The 26,126-nt window shown below is 63.1% G+C and carries 26 protein-coding genes; 14 read left to right on the forward strand and 12 right to left on the reverse strand.

From position 1 onward, the window contains the following. Positions 1 to 73: 73 nt before the first annotated feature. Complete coding sequence (gene yczE / locus MU551_RS15395) at positions 74 to 712, reverse strand: membrane protein YczE (RefSeq protein ID WP_247046103.1); 639 nt, start codon at positions 710 to 712, stop codon at positions 74 to 76. Positions 713 to 771: 59 nt separating this feature from the next. Between yczE and yczR the strand changes: the two genes are divergently transcribed. Continuing rightward, positions 772 to 2,250, forward strand: coding sequence for a MocR-like transcription factor YczR (gene yczR, locus MU551_RS15400; RefSeq protein WP_247046105.1), 1,479 nt, complete (start codon positions 772 to 774; stop codon positions 2,248 to 2,250). Positions 2,251 to 2,401: 151 nt separating this feature from the next. Here yczR and MU551_RS15405 read toward each other — a convergent pair whose 3' ends face one another. Together MU551_RS15405 and MU551_RS15410 are read right to left on the reverse strand one after the other, a co-directional pair. Continuing rightward, on the reverse strand, positions 2,402 to 3,097 hold the full coding sequence (locus MU551_RS15405) for an SRPBCC family protein (protein ID WP_247046107.1): 696 nt from the start codon (positions 3,095 to 3,097) through the stop codon (positions 2,402 to 2,404). Next, positions 3,090 to 3,719 (reverse strand): winged helix-turn-helix domain-containing protein, encoded by a 630-nt coding sequence (locus MU551_RS15410; RefSeq protein WP_247046109.1) that lies wholly within the window; start codon positions 3,717 to 3,719, stop codon positions 3,090 to 3,092. The genes MU551_RS15405 and MU551_RS15410 overlap by 8 nt, the downstream gene beginning before the upstream one ends. Positions 3,720 to 3,903: 184 nt before the next feature. On the opposite strand from MU551_RS15410, the gene MU551_RS15415 reads away from it, so the two are divergent. Continuing rightward, on the forward strand, positions 3,904 to 4,857 hold the full coding sequence (locus MU551_RS15415; protein WP_247046198.1) for an RluA family pseudouridine synthase: 954 nt from the start codon (positions 3,904 to 3,906) through the stop codon (positions 4,855 to 4,857). Here the strand turns inward: MU551_RS15415 and MU551_RS15420 are convergent. After that, positions 4,854 to 5,375: an O-acetyl-ADP-ribose deacetylase gene (locus MU551_RS15420; RefSeq protein WP_247046110.1), complete on the reverse strand. Its 522-nt coding sequence runs from the start codon at positions 5,373 to 5,375 to the stop codon at positions 4,854 to 4,856. The two genes, MU551_RS15415 and MU551_RS15420, sit on opposite strands and share 4 nt — an antisense overlap. 130 nt (positions 5,376 to 5,505) lie before the next feature. Between MU551_RS15420 and MU551_RS15425 the strand changes: the two genes are divergently transcribed. Then, on the forward strand, positions 5,506 to 6,162 hold the full coding sequence (locus MU551_RS15425; RefSeq protein WP_247046111.1) for a hypothetical protein: 657 nt from the start codon (positions 5,506 to 5,508) through the stop codon (positions 6,160 to 6,162). Between the two features lie 57 nt (positions 6,163 to 6,219). Then, entirely contained in the window at positions 6,220 to 6,846 is a 627-nt protein-coding gene (locus MU551_RS15430; RefSeq protein WP_247046112.1) for a DedA family protein, read from the forward strand. A 9-nt stretch (positions 6,847 to 6,855) separates the two neighbouring features. Here the strand turns inward: MU551_RS15430 and MU551_RS15435 are convergent, their stop codons facing one another. Then, entirely contained in the window at positions 6,856 to 7,161 is a 306-nt protein-coding gene (locus MU551_RS15435; protein WP_247046114.1) for a hypothetical protein, read from the reverse strand. A gap of 313 nt (positions 7,162 to 7,474) precedes the next feature. Then, complete coding sequence (gene ppc, locus MU551_RS15440) at positions 7,475 to 10,303, reverse strand: phosphoenolpyruvate carboxylase (RefSeq protein ID WP_247046115.1); 2,829 nt, start codon at positions 10,301 to 10,303, stop codon at positions 7,475 to 7,477. A gap of 308 nt (positions 10,304 to 10,611) precedes the next feature. Between ppc and MU551_RS15445 the strand changes: the two genes are divergently transcribed. Then, entirely contained in the window at positions 10,612 to 11,457 is an 846-nt protein-coding gene (locus MU551_RS15445) for a DUF1684 domain-containing protein (RefSeq protein ID WP_247046116.1), read from the forward strand. 81 nt (positions 11,458 to 11,538) lie between these two features. Here MU551_RS15445 and MU551_RS15450 read toward each other — a convergent pair whose 3' ends face one another. Continuing rightward, entirely contained in the window at positions 11,539 to 12,765 is a 1,227-nt protein-coding gene (locus tag MU551_RS15450) for an acyl-CoA dehydrogenase family protein (protein WP_247046117.1), read from the reverse strand. Further along, positions 12,762 to 13,610 carry an SDR family NAD(P)-dependent oxidoreductase gene (locus tag MU551_RS15455; protein ID WP_247046118.1) on the reverse strand — a complete coding sequence of 283 codons (849 nt, stop codon included), beginning with the start codon at positions 13,608 to 13,610 and terminating at the stop codon, positions 12,762 to 12,764. The genes MU551_RS15450 and MU551_RS15455 overlap by 4 nt, the downstream gene beginning before the upstream one ends. A gap of 118 nt (positions 13,611 to 13,728) precedes the next feature. On the opposite strand from MU551_RS15455, the gene MU551_RS15460 reads away from it, so the two are divergent. The 4 genes from MU551_RS15460 to MU551_RS15475 all read left to right on the forward strand — a co-directional run bounded on the left by MU551_RS15460 (position 13,729) and on the right by MU551_RS15475 (position 18,947). Next, complete coding sequence (locus tag MU551_RS15460) at positions 13,729 to 14,964, forward strand: glycoside hydrolase family 76 protein (RefSeq protein WP_247046119.1); 1,236 nt, start codon at positions 13,729 to 13,731, stop codon at positions 14,962 to 14,964. A gap of 161 nt (positions 14,965 to 15,125) precedes the next feature. Beyond that, positions 15,126 to 16,190, forward strand: coding sequence for an iron ABC transporter substrate-binding protein (locus MU551_RS15465; RefSeq protein ID WP_247046120.1), 1,065 nt, complete (start codon positions 15,126 to 15,128; stop codon positions 16,188 to 16,190). Between the two features lie 58 nt (positions 16,191 to 16,248). Further along, entirely contained in the window at positions 16,249 to 17,787 is a 1,539-nt protein-coding gene (locus tag MU551_RS15470; protein WP_247046200.1) for an ABC transporter permease, read from the forward strand. Further along, positions 17,784 to 18,947: an ABC transporter ATP-binding protein gene (locus MU551_RS15475; RefSeq protein ID WP_247046121.1), complete on the forward strand. Its 1,164-nt coding sequence runs from the start codon at positions 17,784 to 17,786 to the stop codon at positions 18,945 to 18,947. The genes MU551_RS15470 and MU551_RS15475 overlap by 4 nt, the downstream gene beginning before the upstream one ends. Here the strand turns inward: MU551_RS15475 and nagB are convergent. Genes nagB through MU551_RS15490 form a run of 3 tightly spaced genes read right to left on the reverse strand, consistent with a single transcriptional unit; the run spans position 18,944 to position 22,254 of the window. Beyond that, positions 18,944 to 19,723, reverse strand: coding sequence for a glucosamine-6-phosphate deaminase (gene nagB / locus MU551_RS15480; RefSeq protein ID WP_247046202.1), 780 nt, complete (start codon positions 19,721 to 19,723; stop codon positions 18,944 to 18,946). The genes MU551_RS15475 and nagB overlap by 4 nt on opposite strands. Next, complete coding sequence (gene nagA / locus MU551_RS15485; RefSeq protein WP_247046123.1) at positions 19,704 to 20,981, reverse strand: N-acetylglucosamine-6-phosphate deacetylase; 1,278 nt, start codon at positions 20,979 to 20,981, stop codon at positions 19,704 to 19,706. Before nagA ends, nagB begins: the two co-directional genes overlap by 20 nt. Further along, on the reverse strand, positions 20,971 to 22,254 hold the full coding sequence (locus MU551_RS15490; RefSeq protein ID WP_247046125.1) for a PTS transporter subunit EIIC: 1,284 nt from the start codon (positions 22,252 to 22,254) through the stop codon (positions 20,971 to 20,973). Before MU551_RS15490 ends, nagA begins: the two co-directional genes overlap by 11 nt. 185 nt (positions 22,255 to 22,439) lie before the next feature. Here MU551_RS15490 and MU551_RS15495 point away from each other — a divergent pair, with 185 nt between their 5' ends. Genes MU551_RS15495 through MU551_RS15505 form a run of 3 tightly spaced genes read left to right on the forward strand, consistent with a single transcriptional unit; the run spans position 22,440 to position 23,899 of the window. After that, positions 22,440 to 22,694, forward strand: coding sequence for a PTS sugar transporter subunit IIB (locus MU551_RS15495; protein WP_281507222.1), 255 nt, complete (start codon positions 22,440 to 22,442; stop codon positions 22,692 to 22,694). Further along, positions 22,691 to 23,176: a PTS sugar transporter subunit IIA gene (locus tag MU551_RS15500; protein ID WP_247046129.1), complete on the forward strand. Its 486-nt coding sequence runs from the start codon at positions 22,691 to 22,693 to the stop codon at positions 23,174 to 23,176. The genes MU551_RS15495 and MU551_RS15500 overlap by 4 nt, the downstream gene beginning before the upstream one ends. A 36-nt stretch (positions 23,177 to 23,212) precedes the next feature. Next, the gene (locus MU551_RS15505) at positions 23,213 to 23,899 is read left to right on the forward strand and encodes a GntR family transcriptional regulator (RefSeq protein ID WP_247046130.1); all 687 of its coding nucleotides are present in this window, start codon (positions 23,213 to 23,215) and stop codon (positions 23,897 to 23,899) included. Positions 23,900 to 23,902: 3 nt separating this feature from the next. On the opposite strand, the gene MU551_RS15510 is transcribed toward MU551_RS15505, so the two are convergent. Beyond that, positions 23,903 to 24,541 (reverse strand): YdeI/OmpD-associated family protein, encoded by a 639-nt coding sequence (locus MU551_RS15510; RefSeq protein WP_247046131.1) that lies wholly within the window; start codon positions 24,539 to 24,541, stop codon positions 23,903 to 23,905. 62 nt (positions 24,542 to 24,603) lie between these two features. Between MU551_RS15510 and MU551_RS15515 the strand changes: the two genes are divergently transcribed. Further along, positions 24,604 to 25,374, forward strand: coding sequence for a VOC family protein (locus MU551_RS15515; protein ID WP_247046132.1), 771 nt, complete (start codon positions 24,604 to 24,606; stop codon positions 25,372 to 25,374). A 67-nt stretch (positions 25,375 to 25,441) separates the two neighbouring features. Continuing rightward, entirely contained in the window at positions 25,442 to 25,981 is a 540-nt protein-coding gene (locus MU551_RS15520; RefSeq protein ID WP_247046133.1) for an NUDIX hydrolase family protein, read from the forward strand. Positions 25,982 to 26,126 lie beyond the last annotated feature (145 nt).

Raw genomic sequence — 26,126 nt, forward strand, 5'->3', positions numbered from 1 at the left:
GCGCTGCCGTTGCTTGGGGCGGCTGCTGTTGCCGGCGCAAGGGTGGTTGCCGATGCCGGCGCAGGGGCTGCTCTCAGGCAGCCTGGGCGGGCACCTGCTCCTCGTTGTCCACAGCGTCCAGGGCCATCGATGGAAGTTCAGGAACCATAAACTTCGGCAGGAGAAGCTGCACCAGGGGCCCGATCGCGAGCGCGTACACCACCGTACCCACGCCGATTGACCCACCCAGCAGCCACCCCACCGCCAGCACCACAACTTCGATCCCCGTCCTCGAAAGCCGAACCGACCAGCCTGTCCTGCGGGCCAAACCAGTCATCAGCCCATCCCTCGGACCGGGGCCCAGGCGCGCACCGATGTAGCAGGCAGTGGCGATACCGTTCAGCAGCACCGCGCCAACCAACAGCGCGATCTGCCCTCCGAGGTGGGAGAACTCCGGAATCAGGAACAGACCGACGTCGGCAAATACCCCGACAAGTACCGCATTGCTGAGCGTGCCGATTCCGGGCCGCTGGCGGAGGGGGATCCACAGGAGCAGCACCAGGAAGCTCACCACCACAACCACCGTGCCGATACTCCAGCCCACCTTGCCGGCAAGGCCCTGGTGGAAAACATCCCAAGGATCCAGGCCGAGCGCTGCCCGGATAAACATGGCCAGGGAGAATCCGTATAAGGCCAGACCAATAAAGAGCTGTGTCAATCGTCGTGTCATCACTGAACAATGCTCGCCACAACTGGCCTTGTAATCCATAGCCAGTTTGAGATACTGGCTCTATGGCCGGATCCTTGAACCCCACTGCATTTTCGCGTCTCCTGGGCGAGTGGAACGTTGGTGCCGCGCCCGCCTACCGCGAACTGGCCGACGTCGTCCGCCTCCTGATCCTTGACGGGAGGGTGCCACTCGACGTCGCCCTTCCGAGTGAACGCACCCTGGCGTCCACCCTGGACGTCAGCAGGACCACGGTCACCGCCGCCTACGGCAGCCTTCGGGAGCAGGGATTCCTCAGCAGCAGGCAAGGCAGCCGTGGCCGCACCTGCATCCCGCAGCGCACACTACGGGGGGAGAATCCGCCAGGGGGTCACCGGATCCTGACAGCCAGCCCGGGCCTTGCAGTACCTGAGGGTCTTCTTGACCTCGCCTACGCCTCTCTGCCCGCCAGCGGCGAGGTGGTCCACAGAGCGTTCGCCGCGGCCATCACTGAATTGCCTGCCCTGCTGCCGGGATTCGGATACGACGCCCTCGGGGTATCGGCTCTCCGCCAAGCGATAGCAGCCCACTACAGCAATGCCGGCGTTCCGACTGACGAAGAGCAGATTCTGGTCACATCCGGTGCCCAGCATGCCCTGAACATTGTGTTGCGCACGTTGGCAGGCCGGCAGGACCGTGTGCTCGTGGAGCAGCCCACATATCCCAACGCCCTTGATGCTATTCGTGCTGCCGGCTGCCGCCCCGTGCCTGTCCCGTTGCCTGTCAGCGGTTTGGGCTGGGACCTCGATTCCCTGAATTCCACCTTGATGCAGTTGCGCCCCAAGATGGCTTACGTCGTCCCTGATTTTCATAACCCCACAGGCAGGCTCATGCCGGATTCACAACGGCGCCAACTGGTGAAGGCAGCAGCCGCGTCCGGCACCATTCTGGTGGTGGACGAGACGTTGCGAGAATTGAATCTCGACGGCGTCGCCACCACCCCAGTGGCAGCGTTCAGCTCCGCCGTCGTTTCCATCGGATCGCTCAGCAAGTCCCACTGGGCCGGGCTGCGTTCGGGGTGGATCCGCGCAGACAGGGCCTTGATCCAGCGATTTGCCGCGGCAAGGAGCACCCTGGACCTGGGCGGCCCGGTGGTGGAACAACTGGCTTCCGCCCATCTGGTCCGTGCGCTCACTGAACCAATGCCCGCCCGACTCTCTGCTTTGCGAAACAACCGGTCTGTGCTGCTGGAACTTCTCCAGGAGCACCTCCCGCAGTGGCAGGTGGAGCGGCCGATGGGCGGACTCTCCGTCTGGTGCCGGCTGCCCACCCCGGTCAGCACCGCCCTGACAGTGATCGCACCGGACTTCGGCATCAGGCTGGCTGCCGGGCCACGGTTCGGCATCGGCGGAGCCTTCGAGCACTACCTGCGGGTTCCCTTTACGCTCCCTCCTGAACAGCTCGAGACTGCCGTCCATGCGCTGCGTTCAGCCCAGGACCGGCTCAATGCTCTTCCGCAACTCCGACGAACCATGAAGGAATCCAGGCAAGCAGCCATCGCCTAGCCCAAGCTCAGGACGCGCAAATGCCCATGGGACGCACACACGGCCTGAGGACACCCACACCGGCCTAAGGACACCCAGGGGATCCGGGTGTCCTTGGTCCATATGCGCGTCCCCGGACCAGATCTGTGTCCTTGAGGGGGTTCAGCCCCGGCTAGGCGTAGACCCTTTCGAGGAAGCCGCCCCAATCCGCTGCGATCTCTTCAGAGCTCGCCTTGCCGCTGAAATCGTGCACGGTCATTCCCACGGGGGCGCCGAACGAGTTGCGGCCGAAGAACCGGTACATGGCCTCGGATGTGCGAAGCCCAAGGAAGTGCTCATTCGAGAAGTCCACCTCCCCGGAAAGCCTGCCGACGCCGTCGAGCTCCAACTCCACAGACTGCCCCTGCGCCGAGTCCCCGACCCCAAGGGCCTCCTTGAGCCGCACAAATCCCTGCGGATTCTGCGAGGAGGCAGGGGCCTGGACGTCCGCAAACGCGACAGGTTTCCCATTGAAATACTTCAGGTACTGCCCGAGGGTATGGAGGTAGAACTCGGTGTGCTTGCTCGCGCCGTCGTACTGCTGGTCCCAGTCGTCGGTGAAGATGCCGCTGTGCACATAGTGAAGCTTGGCCCGTCCGCCCTCGACTGGTTCCAGAACGTGCTCCAACTGGTTGAACCAGCCGTCCGGACCGTCCATCCGGGTGACCAGGTGGCGGGGATAGTCGTCCACTGTCCTGACGGCCGGCCACTGGTCCGTGGGGAACATCCAGGCGGGCGTGTCCTTGGTGACCGCTTCCCAGACCTGCTCCGGCGTTCCGGGCAGCTCGGTATCGACGACGATCTCGAATTCACGGTTGTTGTCAGTCATTGTTCTGCTCCTTGGCTGAATTCTGGGTTTTCGATGGTTTGAGCGCGGGGTGAAGGGCGACGACGAGCCTATGCTTGCGTCCGGACCGTTCGGTGCCGGACCCGCCGTCGTGATATTTATCTACGAGTTGTGTCACAGCAACGCCGAGCTCCTCAGCGAAGGCAGCGCGGTCCGCAGCGGTCCGGAAGGTGATTTCGCCGTCGATCGCGAAAGTGGCGAGTTTCTGCCTGGCCACGGCCGCTCCGGCAATCAACTTCCCCATCTCCTCGACTGTGCGGCCGGCGAGCGCCAGCAGCCAGAAGGCGGAGAACCGGTCCGAGAACCGATGGGGATCGGGAGCAACCGAGGCAAGCGCCACCGGCGAAATCAGGTACGACGCCGCCGTCGCCTGAAGCACCCGCTCCGTGACGTTGCCTTTGCGCCGCTCCTCCACAAGTTCCACCAGCCCATGGCGCTCAAGTGCCTTGAGGTGGTAGTTGACCTTCTGTCGAGGGAGGCCGACTTTGGCTGCCAGCTGTGTGGCTGAGCCCGGGTCCACCAGCTCCTGCAGGATGCGGGTACGGATGGGGTCCAGCGAAGCTTCGGCTGCCGCCGGGTCCTCGATCACTTCGATGTCCAACATGGTTCAAGTATGGCCACCGACAACTTTATTTGTCAAGAACTATTTTTCTGTCCGTTCTCCATTTCGATGGTTCCCCGCCGGATCGATGGTTCGGAACGTCGAATGTGCAGGGAACCGTCGAAACGGCGGAGGGTTGGGCGGCGGAAAGAGTGACCGGAAACGGGGAACGTAGAATGGACCCGTGATGCAATCCCCCCTCCCCGTACGCGACGGCGTGAACGCGACCCGCCTGCGCCTGCCGGTGGAAGGCCCCTGGGCCACGGCGATGGATTACATGATGCACCGCTGGGGCCACATCGATCCGCAGGGAATCGAGGACCGGTTCGACGCCGGGGAGATCGTCGGAGAAGGCGGAATCCCCCTTAGCCGGGCCACAAAACTCGAGGACCACACCTTTATCTGGTACTACCGGACGTTGCCGCCGGAAACCCGTATTCCCGTGGAGCTGAACATCCTGCACCAGGACGAGCACCTCCTCGTGGTGGACAAGCCGCACTTCCTGCCTACAACTCCCGGCGGTACCTATATCCAGGAATCGGCCCTGGTGCGGCTCCGGAACCAGCTCAACCTTCCCCACCTGATTCCTATGCACCGGCTCGACCGGATGACGGCAGGCCTTCTGCTTCTCTCCACCAATCCGGAGACCCGTGGAAAGTACCAGGTGCTGTTCGAGAAGCGCCAGCTCCAAAAAGAGTACGAGTGTGTGTCGGCCGCTGAACCCGGAGCCGGGTACCCCGCCGTCGAGTACCCCGTCGTGGTGCGAAACCGGATGACCAAGTCCCGCAGCTACCTGTTGGCGGAAGTCATCGACGGAGAACCCAATGCGGAAACCCGCATTGAAAGACTCACAACGTACGACGACGGCGGCCGGCAGCGAGCGCTCTACCGCCTGGAACCGCACTCAGGCAAGACCCACCAGCTCCGGGTGCACATGGCATCGCTGGGGCTCGGCATTCTTAACGACGCCTTCTACCCTGACCTGTTGGACAAAGCCCCGGACGATTACACCAAGCCGTTGCAGCTGTTGGCACGCGGCGTACGGTTCGTGGACCCCATCACCAAGGAACCCGTGGAGTACCGCAGCCGGCTGCAGCTGAGCCATGCCCCAGCTCAGCCTCGGCACACACCGACGAGCTAGCCAAAAACGCTCCGGAACGCGTCCGCCGTCGCGGTGCTGAACAGGACAAACTCCACGAGCTCAAGCGGGCTGGACGGCGTTTCCGCGGCAAAATTATCCATGGCCTCCAACGCCGCCTTCGCAACCTCTCCCGCCTCCCAGCCGTAGACACCTGCGCTGATGGCGGGGAAGGCGATGGACTGAGCTCCCAGGGAATCTGCGGCGCGAAGGCTCTCCCGGAAACACGATCTCAGCAGCGCCGGATCCGTTTCTCCGGCATGCCGGTTTGGGCCAACGGTGTGGATTACCCAGCGCGACGGGAGCTTGAAGCCCGGGGTGACCACCGCGCCGCCCACGGGAAGCCCTCCTGGCAGCAGCGTTACCCTGATCTCACGGCATGCCTCCAATAAATCGGGGCCGGCCGCACGGTGAATTGCGCCGTCGACTCCTCCCCCTCCAAGCAGGGATGAGTTGGCGGCATTGACTATTGCCTCCACGGGACGGGTGGTGATATCGCCTTCAAGGATCTCGATGCGCATGGCTTAAGTCTGGCACTGACCTGCACAGGAAGGCGGCCAGGCCCTGCCGGAGAGACGCGAGCCGGAATAGAATTACCTTCGAGTGGCGGTCATACGCCGCCTGGGTCTCATAAGGTGAAAGGACCCGTTCATGGACCTGCCGAGGGAATTTCCTGGTGATCGGACAGCGGCCAAATATGCCTACGCTGCTGCAGGACTCGGCGTCGTCGGCGTTGCGACACTCGGGCTGATGTTCGCGATAGAAGTGCCCAAGAACGGCCCCTTCGTTTTTGGCACGATGAATGATTTTACCGGCGGCCTCTTCAACTTGGTGGTCATTCCCGTCATCCTCCAGGTTCACCGCCGCCTGGACCCCTCGCTTTGGACACAAGTCGGCAAGTGGACCGTTGTGACGGCCTGCGTAGCCGGCTCCGCAAGCTCCTTCCTGCTGGTTTTCGACCAACTGGACTTCGCCACCTCAACAAGTATCTCGGTGACGGCCATTGTCATTCAGGGCGCGTGGTTCTTCCTTGCGCATCGCAGGTTGCTCAGGATGAACGGTTATCCAAAGAGCCTGGCCAAGCTCGGCGTTTTCATCGGCGGAGCAATGCTCGCAGCTCTTCCTTTGTCGGCTGTCGCCTTCACGGAAGCGGCGCCCGAGTGGCTGCGGTGGACTGTTGGCGGTGCGGGGATTGCCCTGGGGGCCGCCGCTTGGGTCGCCTGGCCCTACTGGTATTTCCGGGCGGGCAAGCTTCTGAGCCACAACGGTGCAAAATCGCAGCTTCCCACCGCCATCCAGGAAGCCTGACGCCCGGACTCCGGACGGCACGGAGCCAACCAGCGGCAAGTACGGTATTTTGTGGCCATGGACATCGGCAATGCTGACAGTTGGGGAGCCGCGATCTACTTTTGGCTCATCCCCATGGTCCTGGCCGATGCGGTATTTCCCCTCGTCCCTTCCGAGATGGTGGTGATCACGGGCGGAGCCCTCTCGGCCGACGGGCGCGCCAACGTCTTCCTCGTGGGACTGGTGGCCGCCTTCTCTTCCTGGATCGGCGATGTGGTGGTGTTCCAGCTCTTCAAACGCCGGCTCAGCCATGTGTTGGACAGATGGTCGTGGGGGCGGAAGTTGCACCAGGGCATGCATCACGCCATAGAGAAAGCCGGACGTTCCTCTACCTACGGCGCCATCATCGGCGTCAGGTTCATTCCCGGGGGCCGGCTGGCGACGTCGGCCGCCGCCGGGATTGCCGACGTCACCACGCGCTCGTTCTACCTTTGCGCCGGAATCGGTGCGCTTCTTTGGGCCGTCTGGCTCGTCGGCCTCGGCTATTTCACGGGCACTGCCACCGGTTTACCCTTTTGGGCCAGTTCACTGATCGGCGTCGCGGTCGGACTGGTCATCGGGGCGGTTGTGGGCATGATCGCCACTCGCCGCCGGGGCAACCGCTCCCCCGTCGAGGAACCCGAATCAGACCCAAGCCCGTCCTGACGGCGCCGCCTAAATCGGCGCCCAGCGCCCTCGGTTCCGGCGAAGCACCTGCAGCGAGCCGGTGACTGCCACCCGTTCGACGGCGTCGCGCATCATAGACGCCGACGATCTCGCCTGGCTGTTCTCACCGTTGTACTCGGTGGCCTCCACCAGAAAGCGGAGGTTCAGCTGCGGCACGCCGCCGGCGATATCAAGCTGGTTGGATTCGACGTGATGGCGCGTCTCCAAGGCCTCGACGGCTGCGGTCATCACCGCTTCCGGTGGGTTACCAGGCCGCAGCCCCGTGATCTTGAGTCTGGTCTGGAACGACGGCATGAATCCAACCCTAACCCTCCCTCACCTTTCGCCCCCAAAACGCAAACGCTCCCTCACATTTCGCGAGCTCGGCAGAAAATGCGTGCGAAATGTGAGGGAGCGTCACCCAAAAACGTGCGAAACGTGAGGGAGCGTCACCCAAAAACGTGCGAAACGTGAGGGAGCGTCACCCCAAAACGTGCGAAACGTGAGGGAGCGTCACCCCAAAACGTGCGAAACGTGAGGGAGCGTCACCCCAAAACGTGCGAAACGTGAGGGAGCGTCACCCCAAAACGTGCGAAACGTGAGGGAGCGTCAGTAGGAGGGAGTGGGTCTATCCCGTGTTGCGGAGGCCTGCCGCGACGCCGTTGACCGTAATGAGCATGGCCCGCTGGAGGCGCTCATCGATCTCGGCACCGGAAATGCCCTCGCTGGCCTCGGCCCGGATACGACGCAGCAGTTCCACCTGGAGGTAGCTGATGGGGTCAAGGTACTGGTCACGGATTTCCAGGGACCGCTTCAACGTGGGCTGGGCGTCGAGCAGGACATTTTCGCCGGTGAGGTTCTGGATCTCGGTGACGGTGAGCTCGTACTCGGCCCGGATGGTGTGGAACAGGTGGTGCAGTTCTCCAGGGACCAGCGAGGAAACGTAATAGCCGGCGATGTCCAGATCGGTCTTGGCCAGTGTCATTTCCACGTTGGAAAGGACCGAGCGGAAGAAATGCCAGCGGTCCATCATCTCAACCAGCTCACCGGCATGGCCGGCTTCCCTGGCGGCTTTCAGCCCGGAGCCGACGCCGAACCAGCCCGGCACGATCTGCCGTGACTGGGTCCAGCCGAACACCCATGGAATGGCACGCAGTCCACCCAGTCCGGCACCGGAATCGGGGCGCTTGGAGGGCCGGGAGCCGATGTTCAGCGAGCCCAGCTGCTCCACCGGTGTGGATGCCAGGAAGTAGGCCGGGAGGTCAGGATCATCTATGAGAGTCCGGTACTGGTCGAAAGCGGCGTCCGAAATGATCTCCATAACGTGGCCGTAGCGAACACGCTCGTCCTCGGACGTCCGCGGGCTGCGGTGCAGGGCTGAGCCTTGCATCACCGCGGCAAGGGAAAGTTCGAGGTTCTCCCTGGCCAGTTCGGGCAGGGAGTACTTGTCCGAGATGACCTCACCCTGCTCGGTGAACTTGATTTCGCCTTCCAGCACGCCGTTCGGCTGGGCCATGATGGCATCGTAGGTGGGCCCCCCACCGCGGCCAACGGAACCGCCACGGCCGTGGAACAGACGCACGCGGACACCGTGCTTAGCGGCGACGTCACGCAGCTTCCGCTGGGTTTTGTGGATCTCCCACTGACTTGTCATCACGCCGGATTCCTTGTTGGAGTCCGAGTACCCCAGCATGATTTCCTGGATATCGCCGCGCAGCCTGACCAATTCACGGTAGGACGCATTGGAGAGGAGCTGGTCCACGATTTCGGCCGAGGCCCGCAGCTCTTCAACTGTTTCCAGCAGTGGCGCAAAGCCGATCCTGGCGTACGGCGCCTCACCGAAGAGGCTGACCAGCCCGGCTTCCCTCGCGAGGACTGCCGCAGCCAGCACGTCATCAGCCCCACGGGTCATGGAGATGATGTACGTCTCGATGACGTCCGGTCCGTAGGTGCGCAAGGCGCGGCGGATCTCACGGAAGACGTCGTACGTGCCGTCGGCGGCGCCGTCGAGCTTAATGGGGTGACCTGACAGCGGACGGCGGGAGGCAAGTTCAGCGCCCAGCACGTCGAATCGCTCGGGGCGGCTCAGCTCGGCGTACCGGATGCCCGGTCCGCCAAGGCGGTCCATCAACTGGCCGACGGCGTCATGGTGGTGGTCGGCATGTTCGCGGATATCCAGGGTGGCGAGGTGCAGCCCGAAGGACGAGATGGCCCGGCGCACGCGCGCGAGCGCACCATCGGCGGCAAGCGACGCAGAGTGGTGCCGCAGCGAGTTCTCCAGCAGCTCGAAATCTTCGATGAGCTCGGCTGTGGAGATGTAGTCCCTGCCGTGCTCGTGCACTGAGCCCGCTCCCACGCGCTTGACCGTGTTCAGGAGCTTGGCTTTGATGCACGTCAGTTTGAGCCGGTACGGTTCCTGCGCGTTGAGTTCCAGGACTCGCCGGTCCAGCCCGGGCAGCTTCGCGAGGTCCGCCTCGATGGAGTCGAGCAGTTCCTGGTCGGCGCCGGCGAGGGCTGTGGAGTTGGACAGAATGGAAATCAGCTCGTCGATCATGGTGATGCTGATCCGGACGGCGTGCTGATTCTGGAGCTGGAGGATCTCACGCGTTACGGAGGCCGTGACGTTCGGGTTGCCGTCGCGGTCCCCGCCGATCCAGGAGCCGAACCGGATGGGCGCGTTATGAGCCGGCAGAGTCACACCCTGTTCGGCCAGGAGCTCGGACAGATCGGTCAGCATTTCCGGCATCGCGTCCGTGAGGATGCTGTTGAGGTAATAGATGGCGTTCCGGGCTTCGTCCACAGGAGTGGGACGGACCTGGCGGAGCTCGTCCGTCTGCCACATCTGGTCGATAACCTCGGACAGCTGCCTGTCCTGGCGGCGGCGGGCAGACGTTCCTTCTTCGGTGGATTCGGCAAGGATGTCCGACAACCGCCGGATCTTATCCAGTACCGAACGCCGGGACGCCTCAGTGGGGTGGGCGGTGAAGATGGGGCGGACGTCGAGCTCGTTCACCACGGTCTGCAGGACGGCGGGACCTGCCTGCGTGGCGATGTCGGCCACAGCCTTGGCCAGCCAGCCGTCCTTCTCCTGGCGGGTGCGGAGACCGCGAACCCTGTGGACCTGCTCAGCCGCGTTGGCGAGGTGGAAGTAGAAAGCGAAGGCGCGCACCAGATCGGTTGCCTGCTCAAGGGGCAGGGAGCCGAGCAGCTCGCGGACCTGGGCGACGACGTCGTGCGCGCTCCACGGGCCTGTCGCCTGGGCGCCGCCGCGGGCCGCTTCCTTCGATTCCTTCGTCAGGAGCCGGACCTGCTCAACGAGGTCCAGCAGCTCGGGGCCGTGCTGGCGGACCAGGGATTCACCTAGGAGCGTGGACACGCGCCGGACGTCTGCGCGCAGTTCGGAGGCCAGATCTGTGCTGGCGAGATCGGTGCTGGAATTCAATGCAGTGTCAGCCATGGAAGCTATCTTTCGGGGGTTCGGAAAGGGTTCGGACTTGGCTCGTACACTGCGCTGGATACTGTGAGCCGGGTTACTTGTTCCTAGGGGATGTTACCCGCAGCACCCTTAGTAAAGGCAATATGTCTCAGATAATGTCACTGCAGCAGCCAGCCGGGCGGGCCTGATCAACGCCTTCGTCGCCATATCCTGAGCCTACGCCTGGAATCGGGGAATGGACCATGATGGACTGCTGTTGATGCCAACGCAGGAGCCACGCACCAGCCAACGTACTCGTCAACGCACTTACATCCAGCACGGGAGGAACCATGAGCACCACGCCTGATGCCCAACTGGAGCGTTGGCAGCGCTTCCGGAAGAGCCGCAACACTGCCCTCGCCAGCGAACACGGCTGGCTGACGCTGACCTCCTTCCAATGGCTGGAGAACCGGCCCTCCCCCGTGGACCTGGTGCCCGGGCTCTGGTCAACAGACGGCACAGGCTCAGCCAAAGGCGCGACGGCGTTCCTCACCGCTGCGGCGAAAGACGGACTCACGCTGGTGGAGACCGCGGAGCCCGTCGACGGCACCATCTCAGCCTCATTGGCGAACGAGGAATCGCTGATGTGGGTACAGTTCGGCGGCGAAGACGGCAAGCAGGTGGTGGTGGAACTCGCCAGGCGGGCCCACAAATATGCCATCCGCACCCGTGATTCACGCTCTCCGGTGTTCACCGGGTTCGACGGCGTGCCCACCTTTGACTACGATCCCGGGTGGGTGGTCCAGGGAAGGTTCGAACCCTACCCGGAGCCCGTGGACGTGCCGATCGCCACGGCAAATCCGCTGGTGGACGGCATGCACCGCTCAGTGGGGGAAGTGGTGTTCCGGGTTCCTGGGATTCCGCATGAAATCCGCCTGCATGCCGAGGAAGAGAAACTCGGCGCCCTCAACGTCACGTTCCACGACGAAACGAACGGCATCTCCACAGATGAGTGGCGAAAGGTCTTCATCCCACGCCCACGCCCCGACGGCTCGGTGGTGATCGACTTCAACCGGGCAATCAACTACCCCAGCGCCTTCACTCCATACGGCGCCTGCCCCATGCCGGTTAAGGGAAATTCGATCGACGTCGAGGTGACTGCGGGTGAGAAGCTTCCTGCGGGCAGCCTCGGCTAACACCCAACTGGGTAGCAGTAGATGCGATTTTGAGCGCTCAGAACAGCAACTACTGCTACCTAGTTGGGGGACGGAGGACGGCTAGGCGATCGCAGATACCCCGGTAACCGCCCGGCCAACAATGAGCGAGTTGATCTCGAACGAGCCCTCGTAGGTGTAGATTGCCTCCGCGTCGGCGAAGATCTTGGCCATCCGGTAGTCCGTGACAATCCCATTGCCGCCGAGAATGGAACGCCCCAGGGCAACGGTTTCCCGCATCCTCGCGCTCGTATAGGACTTGGCCAAAGCCACCTGCGCCATGTCCGCGTTGCCCTGCTCCTGGAGTTGGGCGATCCGCACCATCATGCCCAGGCTCGCGACGGCGTTGCCCAGCATTGTCACCAACTGCTGCTGGATGAGCTGGAACTTCGCCAGCGGCCTGCCGAACTGTTCGCGCTCCAGCGCGTACTGACGGGCGACGTCGAACGCCGCCAACTGCTGGCCCACAGCCTGCCATGCAACCATAATGCGGGAACCCCGCAGAAGTTCCTTCGTGTCTTCGAAACTGCTGATGCCTGAGAAACGGTCAGCCTCGGCAACCCTGACGTTCTGGAAGACAATGTCCGCGTTCTGAACCGTGCGGAGGGCGATCTTGTTCTCGATGCGGCTCCTGGTGACCCCGGGCAGCCTTGCATCCACAATGAAGCCCCTGACGGCATCGTCGGATTCGTCCCGGGCCCAGACCAGCAGGTAGTCACAGAACGTCCCGTTGCCGATCCACCGCTTTGCGCCGTTAAGCACCCAGCTGTCACCGCCGTCGTCGGCCTTCCCTGTCGTGGAGGAGATGCGCCGGGCGCGGGTCTCCATTCCTCCGGCAACGTCGGAGCCGTGCTCCGGCTCGGTCAGGGCGAAGGCGCCCGTGGTGCGAAGGTTAGCGGCGTCGTGGAGCAGCCGCGCCCGTTGCTCTTCAGAGCCGAACCCGTACAGTGACTCCACAAAAAGGTCGTGGTGCACGAGGAAGAACGTGGCGATCGAGGTGTCAACGCGGGTCATTTCCGAAATGACGAGGCCCGCGAAAAGGTGGCTGTACCCTCGTTGCGCAGGGGTGCTCAGCTGGAGTTCCGCCAGTTTGGGCAGGATGTGTGCCGGGAATTCGGCGTCGTTCCACCACTGGGTGGCGTACGGTGCGATTTCCTCAGCCAGGAACTCCCGCAACTCGTTCAGCTTGGCCTTTTCGGCGGGGCTCAACAGGGACTCGAACTGGAAGAAGTCCGCCGTCGGCAGTGATTCCAGCGATCGAGAGTCAGCGGACAACCGTTCGGCCGTCATTTGGGACCCATGCGGATGGCGCCGTCGAGGCGGATGGTTTCGCCGTTAATCATCGAGTTCTCGACGATGTGGGCCGCCAGGTTTGCATACTCCTCCGGACGTCCCAGACGCGCGGGATGCGGCACCTGTTGGCCCAGGGATTCCTGCGCTTCCCGGGCCAACCCTGCCATCATCGGCGTTTCGAAAATTCCGGGAGCGATGGTGTTCACCCGGATCAGCGAGCGGGCCAGTTCGCGGGCCAGCGGCAGGGTCATGGCTGCGACAGCACCCTTGGACGCAGCATATGCGGGCTGGCCGATCTGCCCTTCGAAGGCGGCGACCGAGGCCGTGTTGATAATGACTCCGCGTTCGGGCCCACCGAGCTCCGTGGTGACCGGCTCGGTGGAGGCCATGGCGGCCGCAGCGAGCCTGACCACGTTGAACGTGCCCACGAGATTGATCTGGATCACGCGGTTGAAGGCCTCCAAAGGGAGCACGCCTTCGCGGCCCAGCACCTTACCCGCGGTGGCAATGCCCGCACAGTTCACTACTATCCGCAGCGGACCCAGGGCGGTGGCGGCGTCGACGGCGGCCTGAACGTCACGTTCGTCAGTGACGTCCGCTGGGGCAAAGACGGCAGAGTTCGACGGCGGGTTCCCGGCGTTCGCTCTGTCCGTTTCATTGAGCTTGGCGGCCTGGTTGGGGTTACCGGCTTCGTTGAGCTCAGCCGCGTAGGCGGAGCCGGAGGAGGAAGCCAGATCCAGGAGAACCACCGACGCTCCCGCCCGATAGAGGCGCCTTGCCGTCGCTGCACCCAGCCCGGAGGCTCCCCCTGTGATTAGCGCGACTGAACCTCTGATATCCATGCATCCTCCTTGATGTGGAACGCGGCCAACCCTCGACCGTTAGTTAATGCATGTTAACTGGAATTCGATGGGAAAGCACCTCCGAGCGTCCCTGCCGGCAGTGCCCTAGGCTGGCAGCATGAGTGACCCGAACGCTCCATCGCCTGGGCACGTCCCGAATTCTGTCAGGGATTCCAGCGGGACTTCCCGTGCGGACGAGGCTGCGCGGTCGATCACCAGGATGTTCGGGCATCGCTTATGCTTCCTGCCCGGCACGCATCTTGCCGCCGTGCAACGCCCCTCCGGCCGTGTACCGAATCCCGCCCACCCCTGGCATTACTGGTGGCAGGCCCATTACTTGGATTGTCTGGTGGACACTGCCCGCCGGGAGTTGCGGCAGAACCGCCCGTTCGACGGCGATGGACGGCTGAGTGCCGGGAGGCTCGCTTCCCGCCTGGTGACTGGCATCAGGCTGCGAAACTTCCTGACGTTCGTCAACAGTTACTACGACGACATGGCCTGGCTGGCCTTGGCCACCCAGCGCCTCCAGATGCTGGCTGAAGAAACCGGAACGCCGGGTGGCCGCAGGAATGTACGGATGCTTACGGCTCTCAAGCTGCAATTCGATTCCGCCTCCACGCTCCATTTGGGCGGGGGAACTTTCTGGAACACCACCCGCGACTTCAAGAACACGCCTGCCACAGCTCCCGTGGCCCTCTTCTACGCCCGGAACGGGAACACCACCAAGGCACAGGAGCTGCTGGACTGGCTTGAGGCAAGACTGTTCGACCCCGCGAAAGGCCTGTACCTCGACGGAATAAGGATGCGCCGGGATGGCGGCGAGGAGCTGGTGGACGCCGTTTACACCTACAACCAGGGGCCCGTACTCGGTGCCTTGCTGGAACTGGGCGGCGTCCAGAACCTCAAACGCGCGGCCGGTCTGATCGATGCCGTCGACCGCGCGCTCACCCTACTGGCGCAGGTCGGCAACGGCAAGGACCTCGGGACGGGTAAGGACCGGGTACTCCGCGGTGAGGGCACCGGCGACGGCGGCCTGTTCACGGGAATCCTGGCACGGTACCTCGCACTGGCCGCCGCCGATCCACGGCTTCCGGCAGCCATCCGCGCCACTGCGTCCCGGCTGGTCACGGAAACGGCGGAGGCACTGTGGAAAGGCCGCCGCCTGATCACGGCCGGGGAAGCGCTGGCACGGCACGGAGGAGTGATGGTTTTTTCTATAAACCCCGACATTCCGGCCTCCGCCACTTACCCGCCGGGCGCCGTCGTCGAGCTTTCCACACAGTTGCAGGCGTGGATGATCCTGGAGGCCGCCGCGACCCTCGCGGATGCCGAAATCAGTACGCAAATCAATTAGGGCACGCCACATTGCGCTAATTCTTGTGATGCTGGTCACTTAAGCGGATTACGTCTTGGAAGTAAGGATTGGCTAACCTACAGTTTTCCCCGTGAGCACCCCTGATTTTGCTTGGCTCACAGGACTCCGGTCCGCTGACGTTTCCCCAGAAAGAAGCCCCCATGAAGATCCGCAACAATGCGCTGGCTGGAATTGCACTCCTCGCCACCGCCACTCTCGGCCTGGCAGCCTGTGGCTCCGGTTCGGCCACTCCCGCCGCAACGGCCGGCGCCACATCGTCGGCAGCCGCCGCAGTTTCCGGTGAGATCACGGTCTACAACGCGCAGCACGAATCCATGACCAAAGCCTGGGCAGAGGAATTCACCAAGGAGACCGGCGTCAAGGTTACCCTTCGCCAGGGCAAAGACTCCGAGATGTCCAACCAGATCATCCAGGAGGGCGACAAGTCCCCTGCGGATGTCTTCATCACCGAAAACTCCCCGGCAATGACGCAGGTGGAGAACGCCGGGCTGTTCGCTGACCTGACCGACGAGGTCAAAAAGCAGGTTCCCGAGGAGTACCGCCCTTCAACCAACAAGTGGACCGGCGTGGCCGCACGCTCCACTGTGTTCGTTTACAACAAGGAAAAGCTGACTGAAGACAAGCTGCCCAAGTCCCTCGCGGACCTGGCTAATCCTGATTGGAAGGGCCGCTGGGGCGCCTCCCCGTCAGGCGCTGACTTCCAGGCCATCGTCTCCGCCTACCTTGAACTCAAGGGCGAAGCCGAGACTGTGAAGTGGCTGACGGCCATGAAGGAAAACTTCAAGGGCTATCAAGGCAACGGTGCCGTCATGAAGGCCGTCAACGCCGGCGAGATCGAGGGTGGCGTGATCTACCACTACTACTACTTCGGCGACCAGGCCAAGACCGGCGAAAACTCCAAGAACATCGCCAGCCACTACTTCAAGAACCAGGATCCGGGCGCATTCGTCTCCATCTCCGGCGGCGGCGTACTCAACTCATCGAAGAACAAGGCAGCTGCTGAAGCCTTCCTCGCATTCATCACCGGCAAGAAGGGCCAGGAGCTCCTCCAGACCGGCAAGGACTTCGAGTACACGGTAGGTTCTGACGTTCCTTCGAACGAGAAACTGACTCCGCTGGCAGACCTGGAAGCTCCCACAGTGGATGCGTCCAAGCTCAACTCCAAGAAGGTCACCGAGCTGATGACCAAGGCCGGACTTCTCTAAAAATCAGTTCCCCGCAGTGAACTCATCGCCATCCGTCGCCACCAAGGCGACCAAACCAATGGCGGGCAAGGGCAACAGCCCTCGCCCGCCATTGGTCGTTGCATTGCTGGCTACGGTTCTGGCCCTTTTTGCCCTGATTCCCCTCGGCTACGTGGTCTACATGACGGCAGTCACGGGCTGGGAAACAAGCATCGAGCTGGTTTTCCGGCCCAAGGTGGGTGAGCTGCTCACTAATACCCTGTTGCTGATAGTGATCGTTGTTCCGGCCACCCTGGTGATGGGCGTGGGCAGTGCCTGGCTCGTGGAACGCACCACGCTGCGTGGCCACAAGGTCTGGGCTGTGCTGTTAGCGGCACCGCTGGCTATTCCGGCCTTCGTCAACAGCTACTCCTGGGTATCCGCAATCCCTTCGCTGGAGGGTGTCTGGTCCGGCTCACTGATCGCAGTACTCTCGTATTTCCCCCTGGTCTACATCCCCGCAGCAGCCACGCTCACGCGCCTTGACCCTGCGATTGAACAATCCGCCGGGGCCCTTGGACTCGGGCCGTGGCGGGTTTTTTTCCGGGTGGTCCTTCCCCAGCTGCGGCTTGCCATCACGGGCGGAGGATTGCTCGTGGGGCTCCACCTGCTGGCCGAATACGGCGCCTTTGCCATGATCCGCTTTGAGACTTTTACGACGGCGATCATGCAGCAGTATGCTTCCACCTTCAATGGCACCGCAGGGAACATGCTTGCCAGTGTGCTGGTGTTCTTCTGCCTGATATTGCTGGTGCTTGAAGCCCGGAGCCGCGGTACCGCGCGCTACGCCAGGATCGGCTCGGGGGCACAGGCCAAGCCGTACAGGCTCGCCCTTGGCCGGTACCAGGTACCCGGTCAGATGGCCGTGACGGCACTGGTGGCGGTGTCGCTGGCCCTGCCATTGTGGTTCGTGCTGCGCTGGATCATCGCTGGCGGGGCTGAGATCTGGGATCTTGATGAGCTGCTCCCCGCACTCCTGCAGACCCTGGGACTGGGGCTGGCCGGTGCGCTGGCTGCCACCGTCGTCGCGTTTCCCATGGCCTACCTTGCGGTGCGCCACCCCGGCTGGTTCACCAAGTCCCTCGAACTGTCCAACTACGTCACCAGCTCAATGCCCGGAATCGTTGTAGGCCTGGCGTTCGTGACGGTTGCCATCAATGTCATGCCCGACCTTTACCAAACCACCGGGCTGTTGGTGGCGGCCTATGTGCTGCTGTTTATTCCGCGCGCCCTGGTCAATCTCCGGGCCGGGTTGGCTCAGGCCCCGAAGGAGCTGGACGAGGCAGCCCAGGCCCTGGGGAAGTCGCCGTTCATGGCCTTCGTCCGGGTCACGCTCCGCTTGAGCGCCCCGGCGGCCGCCGGTGGAGCGGCACTGGTATTCCTGGCCGTCGTCACGGAACTGACAGCGACCTTGCTCCTCTCCCCCAACGGCACCACCACCCTGGCAACATCATTTTGGAACAAGAGCAGCGAGATCGACTATGCCGGTGCGGCGCCTTATGCGCTGCTCATGATCCTGCTGTCCGCGCCCATGACCTACCTTCTCTTCCAGCAGTCCAAGAAAGCAGCGGGACAGTGACAGAACAAGCGCCCACACGGCTCCCCGAACCCCGCATTTCCGCATCGGTGGAGCCCACCACCAACAGTCACCTGGTTATCGATTCAGTCACGAAAAACTTTGGATCGCAGGCAGTTCTCCAGGGTGTTAATCTCTCGGTAGCCCAAGGTGGAACCACCGCTATTGTGGGGCCTTCAGGCTCCGGTAAGACCACCCTCCTCCGTCTCATCGCGGGCTTCGAGCACCCCGGGACGGGGACCATCGAGCTGAATCGGAAGACTGTAGCGGGCGACGGCGTCTGGATCCCGGCGCACAAGCGCCAGGTCGGATATGTGGCCCAGGATGGCGCACTGTTCCCGCACCTGACCGTGGGACAGAACATAGCGTTCGGGCTTGACCACGGGAAGCTGGCGGGAGGCCGGAAGGGTGTCGCAGCACGGGTCGGGGAGCTGCTGGACATGGTCTCCTTGGATGCCTCCATGGCCAAGCGCCGGCCGCATCAGCTCTCCGGCGGACAACAGCAGCGGGTGGCTCTAGCCCGCGCCTTGGCGCGCGAGCCGGAACTCATGCTCCTTGATGAGCCCTTTTCCGCACTTGACGCCGGCCTCCGCGTCGCCACGCGCCGCGCCGTGGCCAAAGTGCTCAACGAAGCCGGGGTCACCACCATCCTGGTCACCCACGACCAAGCCGAGGCACTTTCCTTCGCGGATCAGGTGGCCGTGATGCGGGACGGCAAGCTGGCCCAGATCGGCAACCCGTTCGTGGTGTACACGCGTCCCACCGACAGGGCCACCGCGGAGTTCCTGGGTGACGCCGTCATCCTGGACGCGTGGATGGAAGGGTCATTGGCCACGTGTTCTCTGGGAGGAATTCCCGTCCGGAGGCCACCCGCCCAGGGCCTGGTCCAGCTCATGCTCCGGCCGGAACAGATCCGCATTGCCGAGGACGGGCCCATCCGCGGCGTGGTTGTGGACACGGATTACTTTGGGCCTGAGACCACGGTGCGGCTGCAGCTCGCCATCCCACCGGAACTTGCGGCGGGGGCGAAAGCGGATCACCGGTACCCGGGTGGAGGCGAAATCATCACCATCCGCCACTGGAATGCGTCCATTGCCCGGCCCGGGATGGAACTGTGCCTGCGGGTTGTGGGCGAGGCCGTGGCTTTCCCTGTCGGCGGCTAGCGGTACGAAAGCAGTTGCTCGTTGAGCTCCTGCGCCTCCCGGTAGTAATCCAGCAAGGTCAGGTCTGCCGCCGCGGCCGGGTCCAGGATGACGACGGCCTGAGGATGCAGTTGCAGCACTGAAGCAGGGCAATGGGCGCTGACCGGTCCCTCGACCATCGCGCGGACGGCGTTGGCCTTGTTAGAGCCCATTGCCACGAGTACGGCCCAACGAGCTTCCCGGATGGTTCCCAGTCCCTGGGTCAGGCAAAGTCGCGGGACGTTCCCCTCCGGAAAGAAGCGGGCGTTATCCTCCCGCGTCGCTCCCGCCAGGGTTTTCACCCTGGTGCGGGATTCCAGGGACGACGTTGGTTCGTTAAAGCCAATGTGGCCGTTGGCGCCGATACCCAGGATCTGGACGTCCACCCCTCCGGCGGACACAATGGCGGCATCGTAGCGCTGTGCCTCTCCCCTCAGGTTGGGGGCGTCTCCGCGAGGGGTGAAAAGGTGCTCCAGCGGGAGGTCCACGTGATCCACGAGTTCCCGCCGGATGGTGGACCAATAGGACTGTTCATGTTCGGCCGGCAGTCCGGCATATTCGTCCAGCGTGAAGGCCCTGACCTGGCTGAAACTGAGTTGCTCCTCACGATGGCGCCGGATGAGTTCCAAGTACGTCGTCCTTGGGCTGCTGCCGGTAGCCAGTCCAAGGACTGCCGGTCCGCGCCGGATGCGGGCTTCAATAATATCGGCAGCCCGCGCACCCACCTGTTCGGCTGATTCACACAGCAGTATCTGCACGGTCATTTCCTTCCTGTTTGATTTGCGCGCCTTTAATTTGTGAGCCAGCTCGATAGACCTGCAGCACTTCGAGTTCGTCGTTGGTAACAAGCAGGTCTGCCCTGTAACCCCTAAGGAGGGCGCCAATTTGATTCAGGCCTATGAGGCGGGCTGGTGTGTAGGACGCCGCGGTGACAGCGTCAGTAAGCGGTATTCCCCATTCGACGCACCGGCGCACGTTTCCCAGAAGCCTGCTGGTCCCCCCTGCGATGGCCCCAGGCACCCCGTCTCCGCCGCTGGGGTCTAACCGGGCAATTCCCTCACGAACCGTCACTTCCAGGCTGCCAAGGGTGTACGGACCATCAGCCATCCCTGCTGCTGCCATCGAATCTGTAATCAGCGCGATCGATCGCGGACCGACGAGGGCGAAGACCATACGGACGATCTCAGGGTCAAGATGAACACCGTCGGCGATGAGCTCCAGGACCATCTGTTCGGAGTTTTGCTGGGCCGCCTGAAGCAGGACAGCAACCGGCCCTGGCAGGCGGTGCTCGAGCGGGGGCATCCGGTTGAACAGGTGGGTGGCCGACCAAGGCCGACTGCCGTCCGGAGGTGTCTCCTGCAAGGCTTCCCGCGTCCGGGCTGCGGTGGCATCCGTGTGGCCAAGCGATGGGACCACCCCATATTCCCGGCATAACGCCACGAGCTCGGTAAATTGTGCTGTCTCCGGGGCGAGGGTAAGCGAACGGACCGTGCCCCGGCCGGCGTCGAGCCACTGCTTAAGCAGCGCAGGGTCACCGTCAATAATGGCCGAGGGGTCCTGGGCCCCGCACATGCTTTTGGTGATGAATGGCCCTTCGAGGTGCAATCCCGCCAGGATCCCCTCCTCCACCAGTTCCCGCAGCACCAGGATCTGTTCAAGCAATACAGCCGAAGGTGCCGAAACGAGAGAGGCAAGCAGCGACGTCGTCCCATTCGCAGCGTGTTGACCGGCTGCCTGGCGGGCGGCCTGGTGATCTGCGGAGAAGGTGTGCCCGAAACCCCCGTGGCAATGGACATCGACGAGCCCGGGCAGGATCAAAGGCACTCGTGTTATTTCTACGTCGACGCCGGTGGGCAGTTCGGCGGTCGGGCCGCACCACCTGATGCGGTCACCTGCGATCACCACCGTGGCGTCGTCGATCACTTCGCCGCCCGGCAGGCCGGTGATGAGGCGCCCCCGCAGTCCCAGCCCGCCGTCGTCGTTCTCTTCCAAAATCAACGAACTGTCAGCTGGCATCGGCTTTGGCCATCGAGCCGTTCTCGTCGGTTTCGTCTTCGCGTCCCATGGTTCGCAGGTTCCAGCGCCTGATGACGAACCGGAAAACCACATAATAGACGGCGGCGTAGCCGAACCCGATGGGGATCAGCCACAACGGATTCTGGGCGATGCCGAAGTTGAGGACGTAGTCAATGGCTCCGGCGGAGAACCCAAAACCATGATGGATGCCGAGGAAATTTACCAGCATCATTGATGTCCCGGTGAGTACGGCGTGAACGAGATACAGGGGCCAGGCCACGAACATGAAAGAGAATTCCAAAGGTTCCGTAATGCCGGTGAGGAAGGCGGTGAGACCTGTGGACAGCATCACGCCGCCGACAATCTTCTTCTGGCCTGGCTTTGCTTCCTGCCAGATTGCCAGCGCTGCCGCCGGCAGGGCGAACATCATGATGGGGAAGAATCCGGTCATGAAGACACCCGCAGTTGGGTCGCCAGCGAAGAACCGGTTCAAATCGCCGTGGGCACCGTCGTAGTCACCGATGATGAACCAGACAATCGAGTTCAGGATGTGGTGCAATCCCAGCGGTATGAGCAGCCGATTGAGTGTTCCGTAAACTCCGCTTCCCACAACCGTGTTATCGGCCACGGTATTGCCGACAGCCGTCAATCCCGTATTGAACAACGGGTAGAGGAGGGCCATCACCACGCCGATCACGATGGCCGCAAAGGACGTGAGGATGGGTACAAGACGACGGCCTGCAAAGAATCCCAGCCAGTCGGGCAGGGTGGTGCGGTGGAACCGCTGCCACAGCCAGGCCGTCGTAAGGCCCATCACGATGCCGGCCAGCACGCCGTAGTTGATGACCGGATCTTTACCGCCCTCGGGCGCAGCGCCGAGCACAAGGGGCGCCATAACTTTGAAAACGTTGGTCAGAACCAGGAAGCCGACGACAGCGGCCAGCGCCGTGGACCCGTCACCCTTCTTGGCGAAGCCAAAGGAAATGCCGACGGCGAAGAGCAGCGGAAGGTTCTCGAACAGGGCGCCACCTGCTGCACCAATGACCTGGGCAACTGTGGTGAGGGATTCGAACCGTCCGAGGAGATCGTCCTGGCCCAGGCGCAAAAGAAGGGCCGCGGCCGGAAGGGCTGCAATGGGGAGCATAAGGCTGCGCCCGAACCGCTGCAGGTTCTGTAAGGCCTTGCCGCTGCCCTTGGCGGCTTTTCCAGTGGCGGGCGCCGGTTCGGCCAGCGTGCTGCGCCCACTGGGAGGGGCGGTGTTCTCTGAGCTCATGGAGATCCTCATTTCAATGCGGTTCAAGGAAGCTTGTGCGGAAGTGCGGGATTCAGTAGAGTCATTCCAGCTGGTTATAACCAGTGGCATTCATCACTTTGAGGTGTGCAGGGCTAAGTTGTCAACCACGATCCCGGAATGGGCATCACGACTCGCCAGCCAAATCATTGTGGAGACGACAAAACTTGAAGTGGACCAAAGGAGTGGACATGTCGAAAGCAGAAATCATCCTCGCCGCCCTGGGCGGAGCGGACAACGTCGAAGAAATCGAAGGGTGCATCACGCGGCTTCGGACCGAAGTCGTTGACGCTGCCCGTGTTGACCAGGCGGCGCTCAAGGCCGCCGGTGCGCACGGGGTCATGATGGCGGGAACTGTGGTGCAAGTGGTCGTCGGACCCGAAGCCGAGAGTCTGGCCGAAGACATCCAGGACCTGATGTGAGCACCACTGCACACACGGACGCGCTCACCGTAGCGGCGCCCCTGCCCGGCCTTCTCATTCCCCTCAGCGAGGTGCCGGACCCTGTCTTCGCCAAGGGTCTTGTCGGCGGTGGGGCCGCCATCATTCCTCACGAGGACGCCGGCACGCTGACAGCCGTCGCCCCTCTCGACGGCGTAGTTTTCAAGGTCATGCCACACGCCTACATCGTGCAACACCCCTCCGGGCCAGCAGTGCTCGTCCACGTGGGAATCGACACCGTCAAACTGCAGGGTGAAGGATTCACCGTGCATGCGCAGAAGGGCGACCATGTGCGCACGGGCGACCCCATGATCAGCGTGGACGCAGCCTTCGTGCGATCGAAGAACCTCAGCATGTGCAGCCCCGTCGTGGTGTTGGACACCGCACCGGACGCCGCGGATGTCCTCACGGCCGGTTCCCATGTCGAAGCAGGCGGATACCTCTTCGCTCTGCCCGGAAAGTAAGTGATGAATACCGCCGGCGAGCTGAAGCATGTATGGGTGCGCAAACAACTACAGGAACTGGTTGCCACCGAGCTGAAGCCCGGGGATGCACTTCTTGGCGAGCGCCAGTTGGAAGAGCAGTTTGGAGTCTCCCGAATTACGGTGCGCCGGGCAATCTCCGATCTCGTCCAGGATGGCGCCTTGGTGCGCATCAAGGGCAAGGGAACGTTCGTCTCACACGGGCTGGTGCGATCCACTCTGCACCTGGCCTCGTTCAACGAAGACATGCGGGCCGCCGGTTTTGAACCCAGCACACTCGTCATCACTGCCGCCACGGCCGTACCACCGGAACCGGCAGCCGAGCATCTGGGGTTGGCGTCAGGGCAAGAGGCGTATCAGGTCAGCCGGGTCCGATTGGCCAACGGGGCGCCCGTTAGCGTGGATGAGTCCTGGCTGCCACCCCGGCTGCTGCCCGGTTTGCTTGAAGAGGACCTCACTGGATCCCTCTACCGGATCCTGTCAGCCTCGGGCTTTCCCGTACAGCATGCGGAACAGACCGTTGAAGCAGCGGCGGTATCGACGGCGACGGCCGCTCTGCTGGACATCGAGCCAGGCGCACCGGTCCTGCTGTTCCGGCGCCGTTCATTCACCGGACCCGCGGATCCGGGCACGCCGGTTGAATACTCCACCTCCACGTACCGCTCCGACCGGTACCAGATCTCCATGCGCCTGGAGCTCGGGTAGGCCTCAGCCCAACCCTGCCCCGGACACCGGCGAAGATTCGTCGCCGGTACCGGCTGGCCTCTTTTTCTGCGGAAAAGGGCTTTCATGGCGGGCGAGCATCGCTACGAAATCATCAATCCTCTTCGCGCGGGCTTCAGGCTGCTTCGCAGAGGTGGTGCGGTAGTACAGCGCATAACGGTTGACTGAGGTCAGAACATCGAACATGGCCTGGGCATCGGGCACCGCGGCGATAGCTTCCGCGAGGTCCTCGGGAATAACAGCTGAAGCCTGCCCTGGATAGGCCTCCTCCCAGCGCCCATCGGCTTTGGCGGCATCGACGGCGGCCCGTCCCGCAGGAGTCATCCTGCCATCCGCCTCCAACCGCTCAACATGGCCAACGTTCCGGAGTGACCAGCGGCTCTTCCTCCCCCTTGGCGTCATCCGCTGGATATAGCTCGCATCATCACGCCGCTTAACCTGGCCATCGATCCAGCCGAAGCACAGCGCCTCGTCCAGGGCGGCGTCGTAATCCAGTTCGGTGACCGAGCCGCCCTTCTTATGCAAAACCAGCCAGACCCCGGGGCTGGAGGTGTGATGGTTTTCCAGCCAGCGGCGCCATTCCGTGGCGTCCTTCACCAGAAGTTCCTCGAGTTCAACGGCCATGGCTCCATTGTGCATGCCATGATGGCCCTATCCGACATCCGGTGCCAGCCCGAGGAGGCATTATGTTGCGCGTGCGCCCTATCCACTTCACCTCGAATTTAGAACAGTGGACGCGATTGCTCACACTTTTAGGAATGGTCAGAACCGCGGACGACGGCGAGTGGCAGGAGTTTGACGCCGGTTCCGGCCGGCTGGCCCTCCGGTGGGCCGATCCGGGCTCAGCTCAGGACGGAACCACTGTTTTCGGCGTCGAAGTGGGCGACCTGGACGAGTTTGCCCGCCGAACTAACGAAGCAGCGGTGGAAGCCGAAGGAGCCGCGGGATCCCAAGGTGCCGGCTCTCCAGCGGATGAAGCCATGGCCGCCCTGGTCGATGCGGACCACGGCCGCTCATGCCGGATACGGGCCAGAGACGGCTTCAGTTTCTTCGCCGACCCCGCGGCCCACGGCGCAAACTGCGCCGACGCGGATCCGGCGCTTACCGTCGTCGCGGTCTGGTTTACGGAGGACACGGAAGGGGCGGCGTCCACGTTACGAAGCATCGGCGCGCGGCCACGCCCTGTTCCGGACAACGATGAAACAGCTGATTTCACGGCAAAAAACGGCGGTGTGCTGATGGTCCGGCCAGGGACTGCTCCAGGAAGGGCAGGACTGGGCTTCGAATACGGCGGTGACCTGGACGGGCTGCGGGCGCAGATCGAGTCGGCCGGATGGGACGTTGCCGCCACCGAGGAAGCATTCGGCCGGACCCTTCAAGTGCCAAGCCCGGATGCGGAAGGCTCAGCCGCACATCATCCGCCCCTCTGGATTTCGGGCCCGAGGCGAGGCGTCTGAAGCTCCCGTTCTCACACATCCCATGAGTCGGCAAGGAGATAAGGCAGGGATACGGTAGAACTTAACCATGAACGTTCGCACCCCTGACCCGAATCCCGGCTGGCTGTCCCCCGAGGACCTCTTCGAGGCCCGTGGCCGGCTCCCCATGGTTTATGTGGAAGCTGTTCCCGTGCGGCTGGACCCGCTGGGATTCGTGAATGAGGTCGGCACCCTCCTGCAGGCTGACGAGGACGGAACCATGATCCGGTCGCTGGTCTCGGGCCGCGTTCTGTACCGCGAAACTATTCGGGCAGCGCTGTTGCGCCACATGGAGAAGGACCTGGGCCCACTGGCCTTTCCGCAGCTTCCCATCAGCCCAGTGCCGTTCACCGTGGCCGAATACTTCCCAGCTCCGTCCCAGACCGGCTTCACGGATGACCGCCAGCACGCCGTCGCCTTGGCTTACATCATCCCGGTGACCGGGGAATGCGAACCCCGCCAGGATGCTCTGGAACTCACGTGGATGACCCCCGAGGAAGTGCTCAGCCCCGGAGTCCAGCTCGAATTCAGCGGCGGCCGCGGAGCATTGATCAGGCAGGCGTTGGCCTTCGCCGGCGTGGGCAACTAGGTCCGGCGGAATTATCGGAACCGGACTCTGGATAGGACTGCCAACCGTGTCCTGGTCCGTGCCCGGGACTCTCGCGGTTCCGGCGCATCCCGGACATGGGACCGGGTCCTTTGTAGACTGTAGGGCGGACCGCAAGAGAACTTAA

This window comes from Arthrobacter rhizosphaerae, assembly GCF_023062595.1.
Lineage (GTDB): Bacteria > Actinomycetota > Actinomycetes > Actinomycetales > Micrococcaceae > Arthrobacter > Arthrobacter rhizosphaerae.